The sequence below is a fragment of the Brevundimonas sp. genome (assembly GCF_035627055.1).
GTDB lineage: Bacteria > Pseudomonadota > Alphaproteobacteria > Caulobacterales > Caulobacteraceae > Brevundimonas.
The window spans coordinates 50,635-69,389 of sequence record NZ_DASPMM010000010.1; the positions used below are offsets into that span (position 1 = coordinate 50,635).

The 18,755-nt window shown below is 70.7% G+C and carries 12 protein-coding genes and 1 other RNA gene; 4 read left to right on the forward strand and 9 right to left on the reverse strand.

The genetic code is table 11. The features are described 5' to 3' along the window. Positions 1-15: 15 nt before the first annotated feature. Positions 16-1,917 (reverse strand): DNA polymerase III subunit gamma/tau, encoded by a 1,902-nt coding sequence (locus VEA98_RS04030; RefSeq protein WP_324811192.1) that lies wholly within the window; start codon positions 1,915-1,917, stop codon positions 16-18. Between the two features lie 192 nt (positions 1,918-2,109). Next, positions 2,110-2,205, reverse strand: an RNA gene (gene ffs, locus VEA98_RS04035) — signal recognition particle sRNA small type. A gap of 55 nt (positions 2,206-2,260) precedes the next feature. On the opposite strand from ffs, the gene nudC reads away from it, so the two are divergent. Further along, on the forward strand, positions 2,261-3,190 hold the full coding sequence (gene nudC, locus VEA98_RS04040) for an NAD(+) diphosphatase (RefSeq protein ID WP_324811193.1): 930 nt from the start codon (positions 2,261-2,263) through the stop codon (positions 3,188-3,190). 51 nt (positions 3,191-3,241) lie between these two features. On the opposite strand, the gene VEA98_RS04045 is transcribed toward nudC, so the two are convergent. Next, positions 3,242-3,982 (reverse strand): 3-deoxy-manno-octulosonate cytidylyltransferase, encoded by a 741-nt coding sequence (locus VEA98_RS04045; RefSeq protein WP_324811194.1) that lies wholly within the window; start codon positions 3,980-3,982, stop codon positions 3,242-3,244. Between the two features lie 148 nt (positions 3,983-4,130). Between VEA98_RS04045 and VEA98_RS04050 the strand changes: the two genes are divergently transcribed. Further along, positions 4,131-4,883 (forward strand): cytochrome c family protein, encoded by a 753-nt coding sequence (locus VEA98_RS04050; protein WP_324811195.1) that lies wholly within the window; start codon positions 4,131-4,133, stop codon positions 4,881-4,883. A 162-nt stretch (positions 4,884-5,045) separates the two neighbouring features. Beyond that, positions 5,046-7,862 (forward strand): pitrilysin family protein, encoded by a 2,817-nt coding sequence (locus tag VEA98_RS04055; RefSeq protein WP_324811196.1) that lies wholly within the window; start codon positions 5,046-5,048, stop codon positions 7,860-7,862. 58 nt (positions 7,863-7,920) lie between these two features. On the opposite strand, the gene VEA98_RS04060 is transcribed toward VEA98_RS04055, so the two are convergent. From VEA98_RS04060 to VEA98_RS04080, 5 genes are all read right to left on the reverse strand, one after another. Next, positions 7,921-8,940, reverse strand: coding sequence for an NAD-dependent epimerase/dehydratase family protein (locus VEA98_RS04060; protein WP_324811197.1), 1,020 nt, complete (start codon positions 8,938-8,940; stop codon positions 7,921-7,923). 38 nt (positions 8,941-8,978) lie between these two features. Next, a complete protein-coding gene (locus tag VEA98_RS04065) occupies positions 8,979-11,447 on the reverse strand; it encodes a glucan 1,4-alpha-glucosidase (protein WP_324811198.1) in 2,469 nt (822 codons plus the stop codon). Between the two features lie 7 nt (positions 11,448-11,454). Beyond that, a complete protein-coding gene (locus VEA98_RS04070; protein WP_324811199.1) occupies positions 11,455-12,396 on the reverse strand; it encodes an alpha/beta hydrolase in 942 nt (313 codons plus the stop codon). Further along, the gene (locus VEA98_RS04075) at positions 12,393-13,847 is read right to left on the reverse strand and encodes an MFS transporter (RefSeq protein ID WP_324811462.1); all 1,455 of its coding nucleotides are present in this window, start codon (positions 13,845-13,847) and stop codon (positions 12,393-12,395) included. Before VEA98_RS04075 ends, VEA98_RS04070 begins: the two co-directional genes overlap by 4 nt. A 74-nt stretch (positions 13,848-13,921) precedes the next feature. Next, entirely contained in the window at positions 13,922-16,000 is a 2,079-nt protein-coding gene (locus tag VEA98_RS04080) for a glycoside hydrolase family 97 protein (protein WP_324811200.1), read from the reverse strand. Positions 16,001-16,074: 74 nt separating this feature from the next. Between VEA98_RS04080 and VEA98_RS04085 the strand changes: the two genes are divergently transcribed. Beyond that, positions 16,075-17,121, forward strand: a complete 1,047-nt coding sequence (locus tag VEA98_RS04085) for a LacI family DNA-binding transcriptional regulator (protein WP_324811464.1) — start codon at positions 16,075-16,077, stop codon at positions 17,119-17,121. A gap of 2 nt (positions 17,122-17,123) precedes the next feature. Here the strand turns inward: VEA98_RS04085 and VEA98_RS04090 are convergent, their stop codons facing one another. Continuing rightward, positions 17,124-18,755, reverse strand: a complete 1,632-nt coding sequence (locus tag VEA98_RS04090; protein WP_324811201.1) for an alpha-glucosidase — start codon at positions 18,753-18,755, stop codon at positions 17,124-17,126.

The following is an 18,755-nucleotide window of genomic DNA, read 5'->3' on the forward strand; positions in this document are numbered from 1 at the left end:
GCCCAGGGGAGGCCTTCACTCTTCGTCCCCCGCCTCATCCGGGATGACCGGCAGCTCCACCGCCGGGGCCAGGGTCTTGATCTCGCCGATCTTCGCGCCCGGGAAGGCGTCCATGACGGCGACGATGAAGGGGTCGGCCTCGATGGCGGCGCGTTCCTCGGCCCGCTTGCGGCGGTCGATCTCGATCATGGTCTCGCCGCCGCCCTGGCCGTTGGCGGCGATCAGCCAGGTGCGGCCGGTCCATTCCCTGAGCCGCGAGGCGAGCCGGCGGGCGAGGTCGATGGGCGCGCCCTCGATGCTCTCGTAGGTGATGGCGCCGGGCTTGAAGGCGACGGGCCGGACGTAGCGCTGGACGTCCATCTGCAGGCCGACCTCGCGCTTGTCGCCGATCAGGGCGACGACCTGTTCGAAGGACTGCGGATCGGGCAGGGCGGGAGCCTGGACGGGGCGGGCCGCCAGCTGGGCCGAGGCGCCGCCACCGCCGCCACCGCCGGACGGGCCGCGCGGGGCCGCGCCGCCGCCGATGGGTTCGCCGTCGCGCAGGGCCTTGAGCGCCTCTTCCGGCCCGGGCAGGTCGGCGGCGTAGGCGAGGCGGACGATGGCCATCTCCACCGCGTCGGCCGGATTGGGGGCGCGGCGCACCTCGTCGAGCGCCTTGAGCAGCATCTGCCAGACGCGGGCCAGCGTTCCGGCCGAGATGACGGCGCCGAGGGCGGTCAGCTTCTGGGCCTGGTCGTTGGGCAGGCGGGTGGCCTGAGGGCCGAGCATCTTGGCCACAGAGGCGGCGTGGCAGTGCTCCAGCAGGTCGTTGGTCACCTGCACCGGATCGGCGCCGTAGCCGTAGAGGGTGCGGAACAGTTCCAGCGCCTCGGGGGTGCGGCCGGCCATGACGGCCTCGAACAGGGCGATGGTCTGGCTGCGGTCGGCGAGGCCGAGCATGTCACGCACCACCGTGGTCGGAACGGTCTCGCCCTTCTCGCCCTGGACGAGGGCCTGATCCAGCAGCGAGAGGCCGTCGCGGACCGAGCCCTCGGCGGCGCGGGCGATCAGGGCGAGGGCGTCCTGCTCGATCTTCATGCCCTCGCGGTCGGCGATGCGGGCGAGGTGTTCGACGAGGATTTCCGGCTCGACGCGGCGCAGGTCGAAACGCTGGCAGCGGCTGAGGATGGTCACCGGCACCTTGCGGATCTCGGTGGTGGCGAAGATGAATTTGGCGTGCGGCGGCGGCTCTTCCAGCGTCTTCAGCAGGGCGTTGAAGGCCTGGTTCGACAGCATGTGGACTTCGTCGAGGACGTAGACCTTGTAGCGCGCCTCGACCGGGGCGTAGCGGACGCTCTCGATGATGTCGCGGATGCCGTCGATGCCGGTGTGGGAGGCGGCGTCCATCTCGACCACGTCCATGTGCTGGCCGGCCATGATGGCGGCGTCGTGCCGGCCATGGGCGGTCAGTTCCAGCGACGGGCGGTCGATGGCGTCGGTCTCGTTGTTGAGGGCGCGGGCCAGCAGGCGGGCGGTGGTGGTCTTGCCGACGCCGCGGACGCCGGTGAGCATGAAGGCGTGGGCGATGCGGCCGGTGGCGAAGGCGTTGGTCAGGGTGCGGACCATGGCCTCCTGGCCGATCAGGTCGCCGAAGGTGCGCGGCCGGTATTTGCGGGCGAGGACGGTATAGGCCTCGCCGTCGTCGGCATGGGCGGCGGGGCCGTCGTCGGCCGCGGGGGCGGCAGCCTTCTTCGGAGCCTTGGGCGCAGGGGCATCGGCGACGGGCGGCGGTTCGGGCGCGGCGGCGGCTTCGGCCTCGCGCATGCCGGCGGGCTCGGGCGCGCCGAACATGTCGTCGGTGTTGGGGTCGCGCTCCTCCGCTTCGGGCGCGTCCTCCTCCCACGGAGGGCCATCGAGACTCGGTTCCACGTCGCTCATGGGTCCGTCTTAGCGCGGGGGGCGGCGGGGGCGAAGGGGGGCCGCCCGTCAAACTGTGCACGGGCCGCCAACCCCTCCACCATCCTTCGCCTGCGGCTCGGATGGTCCCCCTCCCCATCGCTGCGCGACAGGGAGGAGACAGCCGCGCTCAGGCAGCGAGCGACCGCGTCGCGAGCGTTAGCGCACTAAAGAAGGAGGTGGAGACCGCGACCCGAAGGGGAATTCGTTGTGGCTGCTGCCTTCCGGCCCTGACCAGGTTGGCGAAGCCTTCGCCCGCGATCTCCAAGGCCGATATGACGATTCCGGCTCGCGGATGCAAGCGCCGCCTTGCTAGAGAGACGCCATGTCGCTCCCTGCCCTGAACACCTTCGCCGGCAATCCGCTCGATCGGGCCGGGGACCTGAGGAACGATCCCGAGTGGCTGGCGGAGCGGGCGGCCGATCCGGAGGCGCTGGCGCTGGTGCTGTGGGAGGGGCGGCCGCTGCTGGAGGCGGGGGACGAGCCGGGGCTGGCCTGGCTGCCGATGACGCACGCGCGGGCGGTGGTTCCGGACCGGGAGCTGTTCCTCGGACAGTGGAAGGGCGCGCCGGTGTTCGCGGTGGAAGTGGAGGGCTCCATCGATCCGACGGCGGGGCCGCTGCGGGGCGTCGGCGTGTTCCACGAGATGCGCGAGGCGGCGGCGCTGCTGCCCGGACCCGACGCGGCCATGGCGGGGACGGCCAAGTCGCTGTTCGACTGGCGGCGGCGGCACGGGTTCTGCGCCGCGTGCGGGGTGCAGACGGCGGACGCCTGCGGGGGATGGAAGCGGGTCTGTCCGGCGTGTTCGACGGAGCATTTTCCGCGCGTCGATCCGGTGACGATCATGCTTCCGGTGTATCGGGGTGGGGATGAGCCGCGCTGCCTGCTGGGGCGGCAGGCGAGCTGGCCCGAAGGGCGGATGTCCGCCTTGGCGGGCTTCCTCGAGCCGGGCGAGACCATCGAGGAGGCCTGCGCCCGCGAGGTGGCGGAGGAGGCCGGGCTGACGGTGACGGCGGTGCGCTATCACTCCAGCCAGCCGTGGCCGTTCCCGGGGCAGCTGATGATCGGGTTGGTGTGCCAAGTCGATTCGGAGGACGCCCGGCCGGATCAGACGGAACTCGAGGCGGTGGCGTGGCTGACGCGGGCCGAGGCGCGGGCCTGCCTCGCGGGAACGCACTCGAGCATCAAGGCGCCGGCGCGGATCGCCATCGCGCGGACGCTGTTGCAGGCATGGGTGGACGGGTTCGAAGTTTAGGCAGCAGGCAGCAGGACGAGAACGGCTGGAGAGCCCGCCTGCGCCGCGACCCTACTGCTGCCTGCTGCCTGCTGCCTGCTGCCGCGCCTCTTCGAGATCCGCCGGGCTGTCCACCGACAGCGGAGCCTCGTCGATGACGGCGGCCCAGATTTGCAGGCCCATTTCGAGGGCGCGGAGCTGTTCCAGCTTCTCGCGGCGCTCCAGCGGCGAGGGCGGGGCGGCGCAGAAGCGTTCGAGGGCGGCGCGGCGGTAGCCGTAGAGGCCGACGTGGCGACAGACGGGGGCGTCGCCGTAGAGGGTCGAGCGGGTGAAATAGAGGGCGCGGCCATGGGTCTGGCCCTCGGGCAGGGCGAGGACGGCCTTGACCACGTCGGGGTTGGCGCGGTCGGAGGCGTCGGCTTCGCGGGCGACCAGGGTGGCGATGTCGCAGGCGGGCTCGACCTCCAGCAGCCGGGCGCAGGCGACGGCGAGGCCCGGATCGGCGAACGGCATGTCGCCCTGCAGGTTGATGACGGCGTCGTGGCGCCCCTGGGGGTCTATGGCGTCCAGAGCGGCTCGGATGCGGTCCGAGCCCGAGGGCAGGTCAGGGTCGGTCAGGACAGCGACGCCGCCGGCGGCCTCGACGGCCTCGACGATCTCGGGGTCGCCGGCGGCGACGGCGACGGGCAGGCCGGAGGCGGCGGCCTGACGCCAGGCGCGCACGATCATCGGCTGGCCGCCGATGTCGGCCAGCGGCTTTCCGGGCAGGCGGGTCGCGGCCATGCGCGCCGGGATCAGAACGAGGGGGTTCATCGTTAGCTTCCTGCCTGCGACTCCGGAACGCCGTCAGGGACGTCCGGGGCCGGTTGCGAAGGTCGCGCTAGCGTGTAAGAGACGCCCACGCAAGAATCCGCCCCGCCGTCTTCGCGGCCGGGCCTCAAGAACGGGATGCGACGACGCGATGAGCGGCGATCTGAACACGAACAAGATTCTGGGCGCCGTGCTGGCGACCGCTTTCGTGATTGTGGCCGTGCCGCAGGTCACGGGCCTGATCTACCACTCCGAGGCCCCTGAAAAGATGGGCTATTTCGTCGACGCGCCGGAAGAGGCCGCCGGCGGAGCCGAAGAGGCCGAACTGCCGCCGGACTGGGGCACCGTCCTGCCGACCGCGGACCTGGCCGCCGGCGAGGCCGCCTTCGCGCGCTGCCAGGCCTGCCACACCGCCACGGCCGGCGGACCGAACGGCACCGGGCCGAACCTGTTCGGCGTCGTCGGCCGCGCCGTCGCCGGCCATGCGGGCTTCGCCTATTCCGAGGCGATGGTGGGCCACAAGGCCGAGGCCCCGACCTGGAGTCTGGATGCGCTGGACCAGTTCCTGACCGCGCCGGGCCGTGTGGTGCCGGGCACCAAGATGTCCTTCGCCGGCATCCGCGACACCCAGACGCGGGTCAATCTGATCGCCTGGCTGCGCACCCAGGGCTCGGGCGGCTACGCCATTCCCGCTCCCGATCCGGCCCGCCAGCCGGGCGCGGCCGCGGCCCCGGCCGGAACCGAGCCGGCCACGGAACAGGGCGCCCAGGAGGCGGCCGCCGCGAGCGGCGGACAGGCCGGCGGCGCCCCCGACACCGGCGCGGCGGCGCGTCCAGAAACCCAGACCACGCCGGTGGCCCCGCCGCCGTCGGACAGCAACCCGAACAACAATACCGAGCGCTGAGCGCTTCACAGCCGAGTCCTGACGGGCGTCCGTGATCCACGGGCGCCCGTTTTTCTTTGGCCCGCGCGGCTCCCCGGCCGATTCCCGTCTTGCCAGCGGTTGATCGGTGGGTACCACTGTCAGTGGCGCATTCGCGCGCCGTTCCTTGAGGGGGAGTATTTCATGCGCAACGCCCGTTTCGCCCTGCTCGGAGGCGTGGCCTCGGCCGTGCTCCTGGCGACCGCCGCACCGGCCCTGGCCCAGGCCGTCGACGTCGCCGCCGCGCCCGCCGCGGCCGCCGCCCAGTCGCGCGAGCAGCTGGCCCCGCTGCCCGACGTCGACATCCCCTTCACCAAATTCACGCTGAACAACGGCCTGACCGTCATCGTCCACGAGGACCACAAGGCCCCGATCGTGGCGGTGAACATCTGGTACCACGTCGGCTCCAAGAACGAGCCGCAGGGCCGCTCGGGCTTCGCCCACCTGTTCGAGCACCTGATGTTCAACGGGTCGGAGAACTACAACACCGATTTCTTCAAGGGGACGGAGCTGCTCGGCGCGACCGACCAGAACGGCACCACCAACACCGACCGCACCAACTATTTCCAGAACGTCCCGACCTCGGCCCTCGACTCGATCCTGTGGCTGGAGAGCGACCGCATGGGCCATCTGCTCGGCGCCATCGACCAGGCGCGGCTGGATGAGCAACGCGGCGTCGTCCAGAACGAGAAGCGTCAGGGCGAGAACCAGCCCTACGGCCGGGTGTGGAACGCCATCACGGCGGCCACCTATCCGGACGATCATCCCTACGGCCACACCGTCATCGGCTCGATGGACGACCTGAACGCGGCCGACCTGCCGACCGTGCAGCAGTGGTTCCGCGACTATTACGGCCCGGCCAACGCCACTATCGTGCTGGCCGGCGACATCACGCCCGAACAGGCCCGCGAGAAGGTCGAGCGCTACTTCGGCGACATTCCCCCGGGGCCTCCGGTCACCCAGCCGGTGCAGATGATCGCCCGCATGACCGGCGAGCAGCGCGAGTTGATGTACGACCGCGTCGGCCAGCCCCGCCTCTACAAGGTGTGGAACACCCCGCCGGCCGGTTCGGCCGAGTCCGATTACCTCGGCATGCTGGCCCAGGTGCTGAGCTCGGGCCGCAACTCGCGCCTGTACAAGCGGCTGGTGTTCGACGACCAGATCGCCACCCAGGTGGCGGCCTTCAATTCCGAAAGCGAGATCGGCAGCCAGTTCCTGGTCATGGTCACCGCCAAGCCGGGCCAGGACCTGGAGCGCATTGAGGCCATCGTCGACGAGGAGATGGCGCGGCTGCTGCGCGACGGCCCGACCGCGATCGAACTGGAGCGTGCGCGGACCAGCGTCGGCGCCGGCTTCGTGCGCGGCACCGAGCGGATCGGCGGCTTCGGCGGCAAGTCGGACATCCTCGCCGAGAGCCAGGTGTTCCACGGCGATCCGGCGGCGTGGCGCGAGTCCTACCAGCGCCTCGTCGCGGCGCGGCCGGCCGACCTGACCCAGGTGGGCCGCGAGTGGCTGACCGACGGCAGCTATTCGCTGGAGGTCCTGCCCTTCCCCGACTATGCGGCCCAGGCCACGGGCGTCGATCGCAGCGCCGGCGTGCCCACGCCCGGCGACGCGCCCCAGGCCGTGTTCCCGACCATCGAGCGGGCCCAGCTGTCGAACGGGCTGAAGGTGATGTTCGTACGGCGCGAAAGCGTGCCGACGGTCAGCATGAACCTGATCCTCGACGCCGGCGCGGTGGTCGATCCTGACGCCAAGGCGGGCCTGGCCCAGCTGACCCCGCAGGTGATGACCAACGGCACTGACGACCTCGACGCGCTGGAAATCAGCGACCGCCTGCAGCTGCTCGGCGCGACGCTCGGGGCCGGCTCGGGCTCGAACTCGACCAATGTCTCGATGACCGCGCTGTCGTCGCGGCTGGACCCGTCGCTGGACCTCTATGCCGACGTGATCCTGAATCCCGCCTTCCGGGCGGAGGATTTCGAGCGGGCCCGCACCCAGCAGATCTCCGGCATCCAGCAGGCCGACCGCAACCCGGGGGCCATCGCCCGGCGGGTCCTGAACCGGGAGATGTACGGCCCGTCCAGCCCCTATGGCCGGCCCGCCTCGGGCACCGAGGAGACGGTCCGGACGCTGACCCCGGCTGACGCCGAGGCCTGGCACGACGCCTGGTTCCGTCCCGACAACGCCACCCTGGTGGTCGTCGGCGACACCACCCTGGCCGAGCTGACGCCGAAGCTGGAACGCGCCTTCGCCGACTGGCGGGCGCCGTCGACGGCGATGCCGGCCAAGCCCGGACCGGCCGACGCGCCGGACGCCGCCGGCCAGCCTCGCATCCTCATCGTGGACCGCGCCGGCCCGCAGTCGGTCATCCTGGCCGGCCGCGTCGTCCCCGCCTTCGATCCGACCACGGAGGCGGCGATCGACACGATGAACACCGCCCTGGGCGGGGCCTTCACCAGCCGGATCAACATGAACCTGCGCGAGGACAAGGGCTGGTCCTACGGCGCCGGCGGCGGCGTGCCGTACGGCCGGGGCGAGCGGATCTATTCCGTCAGCGCCGGCGTCCAGTCGGACAAGACGGCCGAAAGCCTGGCCGAGCTGCGCCGCGAACTGACCGAGGTGGTCGGATCGCGTCCGCTGACCGACGTCGAGATCCAGGCGGCGCGCGCCAACATGGTCCAGGGCATGGCCGGCAACTGGGAGACCAACGCCTCGATCGCCGGCGAACTGCAGAACATGGTCGTCTGGGGGGTGCCGGAAAACTACTACGACACCTACGCCCAGAGGGTTTCGGCCATGGACGCGGCGCGGGCGACGGAAGCGGCGCGCGGCATCGTGGGCACGGGACCGACCACCTGGGTCGTGGTCGGCGACCGGTCGACGATCGAGCCGAAGATCCGGGCGCTCGGCTACGGCGACGTCCAGGTCGTCGACACCCACGGCCGCCCGGTCCAATAGGACGGCCGTAACGGGGACAAGGGGCGGGGCCGGCGACGGTCCCGCCCTTTTTCGTGGATCAGACGCGGTAGAAGTCGCGGTACCAGTCGACAAATCGTCCGACGCCGACGTCGATCGGCGTGGCCGGATCATAGCCGAGCGCGGCGCGGGTTTCGCTGACGTCCGCCTCGGTGCGGGTCATCTCGCCTTCCTGCGTCGGCAGGATGTTGAGGATCGCCGGCTTTCCGATGGCCTCTTCGAGCACGGCGATATAGCGCGACAGCGTCTCGCGCCGACCGGCCCCGAGGTTGAGGATGCGCCATGGCGCGACGCCGCTGCTGGCCTGGCCGGGGGCCTCGGCGCGCCAGGCGGGATCCTTCGCGGGTGCATCGTCCAGCGCCGCCACGACGCCCTCGACGATATCGTCGACATAGGTGAAGTCGCGCTCCATGGCCCCTTCGCCATAGACGTCGATCGGCCGGCCCTCGAGGATCGCACGGGTGAATTTGAACAGGGCCATGTCCGGCCGGCCCCACGGACCGTAGACGGTGAAGAAGCGCAGGCCCGTCGAGGGGATGCCGAAGAGATAGGCGTAGCTGTGCGCCATCGCCTCATTGGCGATCTTGGTGGCCGCATAGACATTGAGCGGATGGGCCACGCCCTGCTGCACCGAGAAGGGCAAGGCGGCCGAGGCGCCGAAGACGGAACTGGTCGAGGCGAAGACGAGGTGTTCGGCCTGCACCGCCCGCGCCCCCTCGAGCACGGTCAGGAAGCCGACGACGTTGGAGTCGACGTAGCTCTCCGGGTTCTCGACGCTGTAGCGGATGCCCGCCTGGGCGCCGAGGTGGACGATGCGGCGCGGCGAATGCTCGGCGAACAGGGCCCGCATGCCGTCGCGGTCGGCGAGGTCGAGCGTGTGATGGACGTAGCCGGGCTCGCCCTGGAGCCGTTCCAGCCGGGCGTGTTTGAGGGCCGGGTCGTAGTAGCTGTTCAGATTGTCGACGCCGACCACCGTCTCACCCCGGGCCAGCAGGCGTCGGGCGGTGTGGAAGCCGATGAAGCCGGCCGAGCCGGTGACGAGGACGGGGCCGTGGGTCATCCGTCCTCGTTACCGCCGCTTACGCCCGACCGCCAGCGTCAGCGGGCGTATCTCTCCTCGACCGGCGCGTACCGGTCCCAGACGGCGCGGTCGGCGAGCGAGCGGAGCAGTTTTATGTATTCGGCGTGCGTCCAGGCCAGCGGGGTGGCGGAGTTGGTGCCCTGGCCCGGCCGGTAGTCGTGGGCCGTGTCGTCGCCGACCCCGTCCCACGCCTGTTCGGGCAGCAGGAGGCCGCCGTTGGCGAAGGACTCCATGCCGCGGACATAAGTCTGGCGGATGCCGTTCAGATGGGCCTGAGTCCAGCCGGTGTCGGCCGACCGATTGTGCAGGGTCGCGGCCAGCTCGTAGTGGCCGCGCTCGCCGGTGAAGAAGGGCCACAGGCGGCCGCGCTGGCCGGGATGCATCTCGCCGCCGACGCCGTAGTTTTCGCCGGTGTCGGTCTGCTCGCCGTAGCCGTCGTTGCCATAGCGGCGGAAGGCGGGAACACCGTTGATGTCATAGCGGACGCGGAAGCGGTCCTCGCGGGTCTGGTCGTCGTACTCCGGCAGGGAGGCGAGGATTGAGCGGGCGTCGGGCGCGCGGACGCCGTAGCGGACCAGTTCGAGGAAGCCGCCGTCGACGATCCTGTCCTCGGCGTGGGCCGGCTGGCCGTTGTTCTCACCGATCGGGGCGTGGTCGTCGGGGTCCTCGTTGCGGGTGATGCGGACGAAGTAGTCGCCGTCGCCCCATGGGCCGGTGGTGGTGAACATCCGGGCCTCGATCCTCGCCTCGTAATCGTCGGCGGCGGCCTGGTAGCGGGCGGCGGAGGCGGGGTCGCGCGAGGCGCGGGCGATGTCGGCGGCGGTGGTCAGGCCGGTGATGACGGCGGCGGTGGTCGAGGGGGAATAGCCCTCCTGCTCCTCCCAGCGCTCCTGCTGGGTCCACGGCGGGGTGACCCGGCGGTCGTTCCAGAGCAGGCCGACCGTCCCGCCGTCGACGAGGAAGTCGGCGGCCGGCTTGATCATCTGGCCGTACATGGTGCGCATCTCGGCGTCGGAGACGAGGCCGGCCTTCCACAGCTTCCAGCCGAGCATGATCGGCATGGCCGTCTGGTCGAGCTGGACGCCGACCCATTCGATCTCGCCGTCGACGTGGGTCTTCTGCAGGAACCAGCCGGTCGCGCCGCTATTGCCGGGCGTGTCGGCGCGGACCTGGACCTGCGGCAGGTAACGGAAGGCGGCCAGCGGCGTCTCCCGGTCGCCGAGCGCCAACAGGGCCATGGCGACCTGGTAGAAGTCGCGCGGCCAGACGGCCTTGTAGCCGGTCGACGGATTGGTGGCGTCGACCGTGTCGCCCCACGGGTTGCTAAGGGAGGCGATCAGGGCGCCGGCGTGGGTGCGGTCCTCCTGCACCTTGAGCATCAGGGCCGAGGCGTACGCCAGCTTGCCGCCGTCGGTCGATTGCTCCGCCAGACGCGGGAGCTGATCGAGGGAGGCGATGTAGTCCTCCCAGCCGACACGGTCGCCCTCGCCGTTGAAGCGGCGGAGGACCTCGTCGAGGCCGGTCACGAACGGCCGGGTCGCCTCGCGCACCGCGCCGGGCTCGCTATCGCCGAAGCCGATGACGAAGTCGCGCGACAGGGTCTCGCCCGCCTGGAGGCGCGGCAGGGCGCCCGTCAGCATGATATTGCCGCCTTCGGGGCCGGTGGAGGCGTAGGCGTGATCCAGCCGGCCGTCGGCGAGATCGGTCAGGCCGTCGGAGACGCCGACGAAGCCGACGCTCTGGGCCTCGAAGGCCGCGCTGGCCCACAGGGCGAGCTGGACGTCGCCCTCCGCCGCGTGGAACACGCTGTAGCTCGTCGATCCGTCCGGCGTGGGTTGGCTGAGAGGTGCGGTCGAATGCCAGCCCCGGTCGCCCACGCCCGTGTTGGCCATGTGCGGCTCGAGCAGGAGGTAGGGCGTGATCTCGCCGCGCAGGGCCCGGATGGTGGTGCGGACGACCAAGGCCTGGTCGTCGGGACTGGCGTAGATGCGCTTCTCGATCTCGTAGCGTCCCTGCCTGTCGGTGGTGATGATGCGGTAGGCGGGCGAGAGGGGGCGGCCCTGCGCGTCCCTGTGCAGGTATTCGGTTCGATGGGTGGTGTCGGTTCCCTCGACCGACAGGCCGGACTCGGTGACGACGGCGAAGCGCAGCTGCTTGATCTGGGCCTCGTGGATCAGGCCGTACATGGTCTCCGTCAGGACGCCGTCGGCGATGGAGAACCAGACCCGGGTGACGTCGCCGGTGGGGCCGCCGTCGCGATACCGGCCGTCGACGTAAGCTTCGTAGGCGGCACCTGCGCCCGTCTTTGCGGCGTTGACCCAGGTCGGGGCGGCGCCGGGCGCGCCGGGGGCGACGGCGGAGACCTCAGGGACCGGCGGCGGCGGGGCCGGCGGCGCGTCGGCGTCCGGGATCAGACCCTGCAGGGTCGAGCAGCCGCCGAGGGCGATCAGGGCGGCGCCGGCGAGGAGGCTGAAGATCAGGCGCATGGGAAGCTCATCGGGGCAGGGGCGGGAGCAGGAAGGTCAGGGGCGCGTCGAGCCGGGCGTTCCAGCTGGCCTCATTGTGCTCGGCGCCGGGGAAGACCAGCGAGCGGAAGCGGTCGGGCGCCCAGCCGGCCGCGCGGATCGTGTCGTCGATGCGGGTCTGGAACTCGGCGTAGAAGGCGTCGAGCGTCTCGTCGCCGCGGTCGAAATAGAGGCGGTGGCGTCCGGGCGGGGGCAGGCCCTCGCGGACGACGCCGGTCCAGGCCTCAGTCAGCCGGTCGCGCCAGGCCGCGAGGGCGGCTGGGTCGGTCAGCTGCTCGATGCGGATCGGCCAATGGGTGGAGACGCAGCCGGCGGCGCCGAATACGCCCGGGTGTTTCATCAGCGCGTAGAGCGAGATCAGCCCGCCCATGCTGCTGCCCATGGTCGCCGTATCGTCGGGTTCGGGGTGGGTCCGGTAGGTGCGGTCGATGAAGGGCTTCAGGTCCTCGACGAGGAAGCGGAGGTAGCCGTCCGACAGGGGCTGGCCGCCGTAGATGGCCTGCACGTCGGCGCGCATGTCGTCGGGCAGGGCGCGGATGAGGTCGGCGGGGACGTATTCGCGCAGGCGCAGCGGCGTATTGCCGATCCCGACCACGATCGGGGTGCGGATCTGGCCGGTGGCGGCGAGGCGCGCGACTTGCTCGTCCACACCCCATTCCGCGCCGTAGGGGGCGCGGGAGGCGTCGAACAGGTTCTGGCCGTCGTGCATGTAGAGGACCGGCCAGCGGCGGCCCGGATCCTCGTCGTAGCCGGGCGGGAGCCAGACGGTGACGTCGCGCGGCTGGACGTGGGCCGAGGGCATGGCCGGGTGTTCGACGAGCCGGCCTTGGGCGGGAGCCTCGGCGCGGGCGGCGGTCGCCAGCGGCAGGGCCGACAGCCCGGCCAGCAGGGCGCGGCGGTCGAGCCTCATGCCGCCTCCGTTGCGGTTTTCGGCACCAGCAGGCTGGCGCCGGCGGCGATCAGGAAGCTGACCGCGCCGAGCACCAGCGCCCAGATCGCGTCGCCGCCGAAGACGCCCTTGAGGATGGCCCCGAGGATGGTCGCGGCGACCAGCTGGGGCGCCACGATGAAGATGTTGAAGATCCCCATGTAGACGCCCATTTTCCGCCCCGGCACGGCGTTCGAGAGGATGGCGTAGGGCATCGACACGATGCTGGCCCAGGCGAAGCCGACGCCGATCATCGGCAGCCACAGCAGGGCCGGATCGCGGATCAGGAAGACGCCGAGGAAGCCCGCGGCGCCCAGGGCGAGGTTGATCGCATGGGCCGCCCGCAGGCCGGTCCTGTGGGCGATGACCGGGATCAGGAAGGCGGCCAGGGCGGCGACGCCGTTGTAGATTCCCATCAGCACCCCAACCCAGTTGGCCCCCTCGCCGTAGCCGGCGGAGGTTGGATCGGGCGAGGCGTAGTGCACGGCGGTGACCGCCGGGGTCAGGTAGATCCACATGGCGAACAGGGCGAACCAGCTGAAGAACTGGACGACGGCGAGGCCCTGCATGGTCTTCGGCATGGCGAAGATGTCGCCCATGATCTCGGTCAGGGCGTTGGAGCGCCCGGCCGCGGCCAGCGCCCCGACGGCCATCTGCATCAGGCCGAAGGCGAAGAGGAAGCCGGCCAGCAGATAGAGCTCCTTCTGCAGGCCGAGGAGATTGACCGCGCTCAGGCCCAGCACGCCGGCGAGGGCCCAGATCAGGCCGCCCGTGTACCAGGCGTGCTGCGGGCGGGCGGCGGCGGGCGAATGGCCGGCGTCGCGCGCCGCCTCGAAGGCTTCGATCTGTTCCGGGCTGTATTCGCGGGTGGTGAAGACGGTCCACAGCACGGCGGCCAGCAGGGCGGCGGCGCCGACGTAGAAGGAGATGCGCACCGCCATCGGCACCACGCCCTCGGGCGCGGTCGAGGCGACGGAGAACCAGTTTGTCAGGACCCACGGCAGGCAGGAGGCGAACACCGCGCCGGCGCCGATGAAGAAGCTCTGCATTGCATAGCCGGTCGTCCGCTGCTCTTCGGGCAGGTTGTCGCCGACGAAGGCCCGGAACGGCTCCATGGTGATGTTGATCGAGGCGTCCATGATCCAGAGCATGGAGGCGGCCATCCACAGATACGGGCTGTGCGGCATGACCAGCAAGGCCAGCGTCGTAAGGAGGGCGCCGACGAGGAACCAGGGCCGGCGACGGCCGAGCCGGGTCCAGGTGCGGTCGCTCAGATAGCCGATGATGGGCTGGACCAGCAGGCCGGTCAGGGGGGCGGCGATCCACAGGATGGCGAGGCTGTCGACCTCGGCGCCGAGAGTCTGGAAGATGCGGCTGGTGTTGGCGTTCTGCAGGCCGAAGCCGATCTGGATGCCGAAGAAGCCGACGCACATGTTCCAGATCGACCAGCCGCTGAGGCGCGGACGGGCGGAAGCGAGGCTGGCGTGGGCGTCGGGCGTGCTCGCGGTCACCGGCGGGCCCTCCCGAGGGGGACGAAGCGGATAGCCTGGCCGCCGCCGGGGGCGAGGCGCAGGTCGATCACGTCGGCGGCGGTGACCTCGCGCCGCTCGATGACGATGGCCTCGCGGTTGGTCTTCCAGTGGGCGTCAGGCGCGTCGCGATAGATCTCGGCGCGGTAGCGGCGGTCGGGGTCGAGGAAGGTCAGCGGCTCGGAGAGAACCCGCGGGGACTCGTCGGTGATGGCGCCGAGGAACCATTCGTCCGAGTGACGATCCTTGCGCACGATGGTGACGTAGTCGCCGACCTCGCCATTGAGGACGCGGGTCTCGGCCCAGTCGACGGCGACGTCCTTGATGAACTGGAACGGGCCCGGGTTGGCCTCGTAGTTGTCGAGCAGATCGGCGGCCATCTGGATCGGGCTGTAGATCGTCACGTACAGCGCCAGCTGCTTGGCCCAGGTGGTGGCGATCCCGTCGGGGCTGCGCGTGACCATGCCGAAGATGCCGGGCGTGTAGTCCATCGGCCCGGCCAGCAGGCGGGTGAAGACCAGATTGACCTCGTGCTCGGGCGGATTGCCGGGCTGGCCCCAGGCGCTGAACTCGGTGCCGCGCGCGCCCTCGCGGCTGATCATGTTCGGCCAGGTGCGGCGCAGTCCGGTGTCCTTGAACGGCTCGTGGGCGTTGACCGCGACCTGGTATTTCGCAGCCGTCTCGATCACCCGCATGTGGTGGCGGGCCATCTCCTGGCTTTCGTGCCAGGCCAGGTGCGCCTGCCCGTCCGGGCCGGTGACGCGGGCGCCGCCGGCGTCCGCGACATAGCCGGTCTTCACCGCGTGCCAGCCGAAGCGCTGCATCTGTGCAAAGGCGGCGTCGAGCTGTTTCTCGTAGTGGAAGCCGTTGCCGCCGGTCTCGTGGTGGCCGATGATCTCGACGCCCTTCTGGCGGGCGTAGGCGGCGACCCGCTCGATGTCGTAGTCGGGATAGGGCTGGGTGAAGCTGTAGTTCCAGCCGGTCCCGAACCACTCGCCGTCCCAGCCGACGTTCCAGCCCTCGACCAGCACCCCGCCGAAGCCGTGCTCGGCCGCGAAGTCGATGTGCCTGAGGGTGTTTTCGGTGGTCGCGCCGTGCTTCGGACCCGAGTTCCAGCTCTTCAGGTCGAGGTGCATCTCCCACCAGATGCCGACGTATTTCATCGGCTTGAACCAGCTGACGTCGCCCAGCGTGTTGGGCTCGTTGAGGTTCAGGATCAGGCTGGACTCGACCAGGTCGCCGGCCTTGTCGGCGATCTGGAGGGTGCGCCAGGGGGTGGCGAAAGGGGCCTCGCGGATGACGGCGGCGTTGGTCAGGCCCGGGGTCAGCATGGCGGTGAAGCGACCGCCCTCGGCGCGGCGCAGGTTCATGCCGGAATAGTCGATCAGCGCGGCCTCGTGGATCGAAAGGTGCAGGCCGTCGTCCAGCCTCATGGTCAGCGGCGTCTGGGCCACGCCCACGGCCGAGATCGGGGTGCGGTTGTAGAGGTACTCCTCGCGGTTCCACTCGAAGGCCGGAATCCACCAGGCGGCGCCCGGCGAGGCCACGGTGAACTCGGTCAGTTCGGCGCCGATGCTGACGGTCTTCAGATTGGGCTGGTCGGGGAACTCGTAGCGGAAGCCGAGGCCGTCGTCATAGAGGCGGAAGACCACGTCCATGCGGCGCTCCAGGCCCCACTTCTCGGTGAAGTGGACGCGGAATTCCGTGTAGCGGTTGCGGATGAAGCGGCGTTCGCCCCACGGCTGCTCCCAGGTGTCGTCGTGCCGGGTGGGGGCGTCGGCGGTGACGGCGAAATTGCGCTCCAGCTTGGCGGCGTCGGTGAGCAGGAAACCGAGCCGGGAGGGGGCGATGACCGGGCGCCCCAGACGGGTCACCGCGTATTCGGGGCGGCCCTCGCCGGTGACGCCCACCTCGACGGTGATCACGCCGCCGGGCGAGGCGGCGCGGACCCGGCCGTCCAACCCGGCCGGGGCCTGCGCCACCTCCTGCGCCTTTGTCGCCGCCGGGAGGGCCGCCAGCAGGGCGGAGGAAGAGACGAGCGAACGGCGGGTCAGCATCGGGATACGCTCCGGAGAACAGGGCTTGCCAAGCGGGGCCGGCGAGGCGCAGATAACGCAAGGTTTGCAGCAAAATTTGCAACCGCTCGATCAGCAGGAACCGCCCAGTGAGTCGCCGTAACACCCGTCTCGAGGACCTCGCCAAACTGGCCGGGGTGTCGATCTCGACCGCGTCCCGGGCGCTCAACGACAGCCCGGCGGTGAACGCCCGGACCAAGCAGCTGATCTGGAAGCTGGCGCGCGAGCATGACTACCCCTTCCGCCGCTACATGCCCGCCGGACCGATCGGGGCGGACGGCGTCATCGCCCTGGTCACCCCGCGACCCCAGGGGCGCGAGGGCCGGCTGAGCGACCCGTTCTTTCTCGAACTGCTGGCCGGCGTCGGCGAGGCGGCGCGCGAGCGCGGCTGCGACGTGATCATGAGCCATTTCGCCCCGACCAGCTACGACGACCTGTCGGCGGCGATGAACACCAGCCGCGCCGACGGGGTGATCTTCCTCGGCCAGTCCTTCCTGCACCAGAGCCTGAACCGGCTGGCCGAGACCGAGGGGCGATTCGTCGTCTGGGGCGCGGAGATGCCGGACCAGCTGTATTGCTCGGTGGGATCGGACAATCTGGCGGGCGGACGGCGGGCGACGCTGCACCTGACCCGGCTGGGCCGGCAGCGTATCGTCTTCCTCGGCGACCTCGATCCACCCGAGGCGATGCAGCGGCACCGGGGCTATCTGGAAGCGCTGGCCCGGGCGGGCCTGCCTGTCGATCCCGACCTGATCATGGAAGCCCATTTCGAGGTCGAGTCCGCCGAGGCCTCCGTCGACAGCCTGATGCGGCGCGGCGTCAGGTTCGACGGCGTGGTGTGCGCCTCGGACCAGATCGCCCTGGGGGCGGTGCGGGCCCTGCTGCATGCCGGCCTGCGGGTGCCCGAGGACGTGTCGGTGATCGGTTTCGACAATGTGCCGTTCAGCCGCTACGCCCGGCCGGCCCTGACCACCATCGCCCAGGACACCATGAAGGCCGGGCGGCTGCTGGTCTCCAAGCTGCTCGACAATCCCGGCGACTCCGTCGGCCGGTCGGAACGAATTCCGACCGACCTGATCGTGCGCGAGAGTTGCGGCGGCTGAGCTCATCCGGCGGCGTCGGCGAGGACCAGACCGGCCATCGGCGGCAGGGCGCCGCCCGAACCCGCCTCAAGGTTGACGGTCTCGACCACCCGCCAGCCGGAGGGCGCCGTCCAGGCCGCGGTCTGTTCGCCCAGATTGAACACGCACAACAGGCGCTCGCCCGCGAGTTCGCGCTCGAAGCACAGCAGGCCGGGCGCGGCGTCGAGCAGCCGCATGTCCCCGCGGGTCAGGGCCGGGTGCGCCTTGCGCAGGGCGACCAGACGGCGGGTGACGTTGAGCATGGAGGACGGGTCGGCCTCCTGACGGTCGACGGCGAGGCGGACGTGACGCGGATCGACCGGCAGCCAAGGCTCGGCGGTCGAGAAGCCGGCGTGAGGACGGCCGCCTGACCAGGGCATCGGCGTGCGCGCGCCGTCCCGGCCCAGCGTCTGGGGCCAGTTGGCGATCGCCTCCGGATCGACCAGCCGGTCGAACGGGACGTCCGCCTGGGGCAGGGCCAGCTCCTCGCCCTGGTAGATGAAGACGTTGCCGCGCAGGCACATCAGCAGCAGCATGGCCATCTCGGCGAAGGCCTTGAGGTCGCGGTTCCCGGCCCAGCGCGAGATCGCCCGCGGGGCGTCGTGGTTGGAGAAGGTCCAGGACGGCCAGCCCTGGCCGTCGCGGCCGTGCCAGGCCTCGGCGCCCTCGCGCACCAGCTGGTCATTCAGGGCGGGGGCGTAGAGGTAGAGAAAACCGTAGGCGCTGTTCAGATGGTCCTCGCCGGCGGTGAAGGCCTGCATCTCGCGCTCGGCGTGGTCGCCGCCGACCTCGGCCACCGTGAACCGGCCGCCATAGCTGTCGGTCAGGGCGCGCACGCGCTTGAGGAAGTCGGCGATCTGCGGCTGGGACTGGTTGTGCACCTTGTCCTGGAAGTCGAACGGACGGGTGCGCCGGCCGCCGGGCGGCAGGGGCGGATTGTCCCGCAGCAGCGGGTCGTGCATCGAGAAATTGATGGCGTCGAAGCGGAAGCCGTCGACGCCCCGCTCCAGCCAGAACCGCGCCACGTCCAACAGGGTGTCCTGCACCGCCGGCAGGTGCAGGTTCAGCTGCGGCTGTTCGGGCAGGAAATTGTGCATGTAGTACTGGCCGCGACGGGCGTCCCAGGTCCAGGCCGGGCCGCCGAAGACCGACTGCCAGTTCGACGGCGGCGTGCCGTCGGGCTTCGCATCGGCCCAGACATACCAGTCGGCTTTCGGATTGGTCCGCGACTGCCGGCTCTCGCGAAACCAGGCGTGCTGGTCCGAGGTATGGGCGAACACCAGGTCGGTGATGATGCGCAGGCCGAGGCGGTGGGCCTTCGCGATCAGGGCGTCGAAGTCGGCCAGGGTCCCGAAGATCGGATCGACGTCGCAATAGTCGGCCACGTCATAGCCGAAATCCTTCATCGGCGAGGTGAAGAAGGGCGACAGCCAGACCGCGTCGACGCCGAGCGAGGCGATGTGCCCGAGATGGGCGGTGATCCCCTTCAGGTCGCCGACGCCGTCGCCGTTCGAGTCGGCGAAGCTGCGCGGATAGACCTGATAGACGACCGCGCCGCGCCACCATTCGGCGGCGTCGGTCCGGACCTGCGGGGACTCGAGACTCTGGACGGTCAA

Bases quoted from the DNA above. Each gene is read 5' to 3' on its own strand.
- VEA98_RS04080 (WP_324811200.1), bottom strand. From the start codon at position 16,000: ATGCTGACCCGCCGTTCGCTCGTCTCTTCCTCCGCCCTGCTGGCGGCC.
- nudC (WP_324811193.1), top strand. From the start codon at position 2,261: ATGTCGCTCCCTGCCCTGAACACCTTCGCCGGCAATCCGCTCGATCGG.
- VEA98_RS04055 (WP_324811196.1), top strand. From the start codon at position 5,046: ATGCGCAACGCCCGTTTCGCCCTGCTCGGAGGCGTGGCCTCGGCCGTG.
- VEA98_RS04050 (WP_324811195.1), top strand. From the start codon at position 4,131: ATGAGCGGCGATCTGAACACGAACAAGATTCTGGGCGCCGTGCTGGCG.
- VEA98_RS04030 (WP_324811192.1), bottom strand. From the start codon at position 1,917: ATGAGCGACGTGGAACCGAGTCTCGATGGCCCTCCGTGGGAGGAGGAC.
- VEA98_RS04060 (WP_324811197.1), bottom strand. From the start codon at position 8,940: ATGACCCACGGCCCCGTCCTCGTCACCGGCTCGGCCGGCTTCATCGGC.
- VEA98_RS04065 (WP_324811198.1), bottom strand. From the start codon at position 11,447: ATGCGCCTGATCTTCAGCCTCCTCGCCGGCGCCGCCCTGATCGCCCTC.
- VEA98_RS04075 (WP_324811462.1), bottom strand. From the start codon at position 13,847: ATGTGCGTCGGCTTCTTCGGCATCCAGATCGGCTTCGGCCTGCAGAAC.
- VEA98_RS04045 (WP_324811194.1), bottom strand. From the start codon at position 3,982: ATGAACCCCCTCGTTCTGATCCCGGCGCGCATGGCCGCGACCCGCCTG.
- VEA98_RS04070 (WP_324811199.1), bottom strand. From the start codon at position 12,396: ATGAGGCTCGACCGCCGCGCCCTGCTGGCCGGGCTGTCGGCCCTGCCG.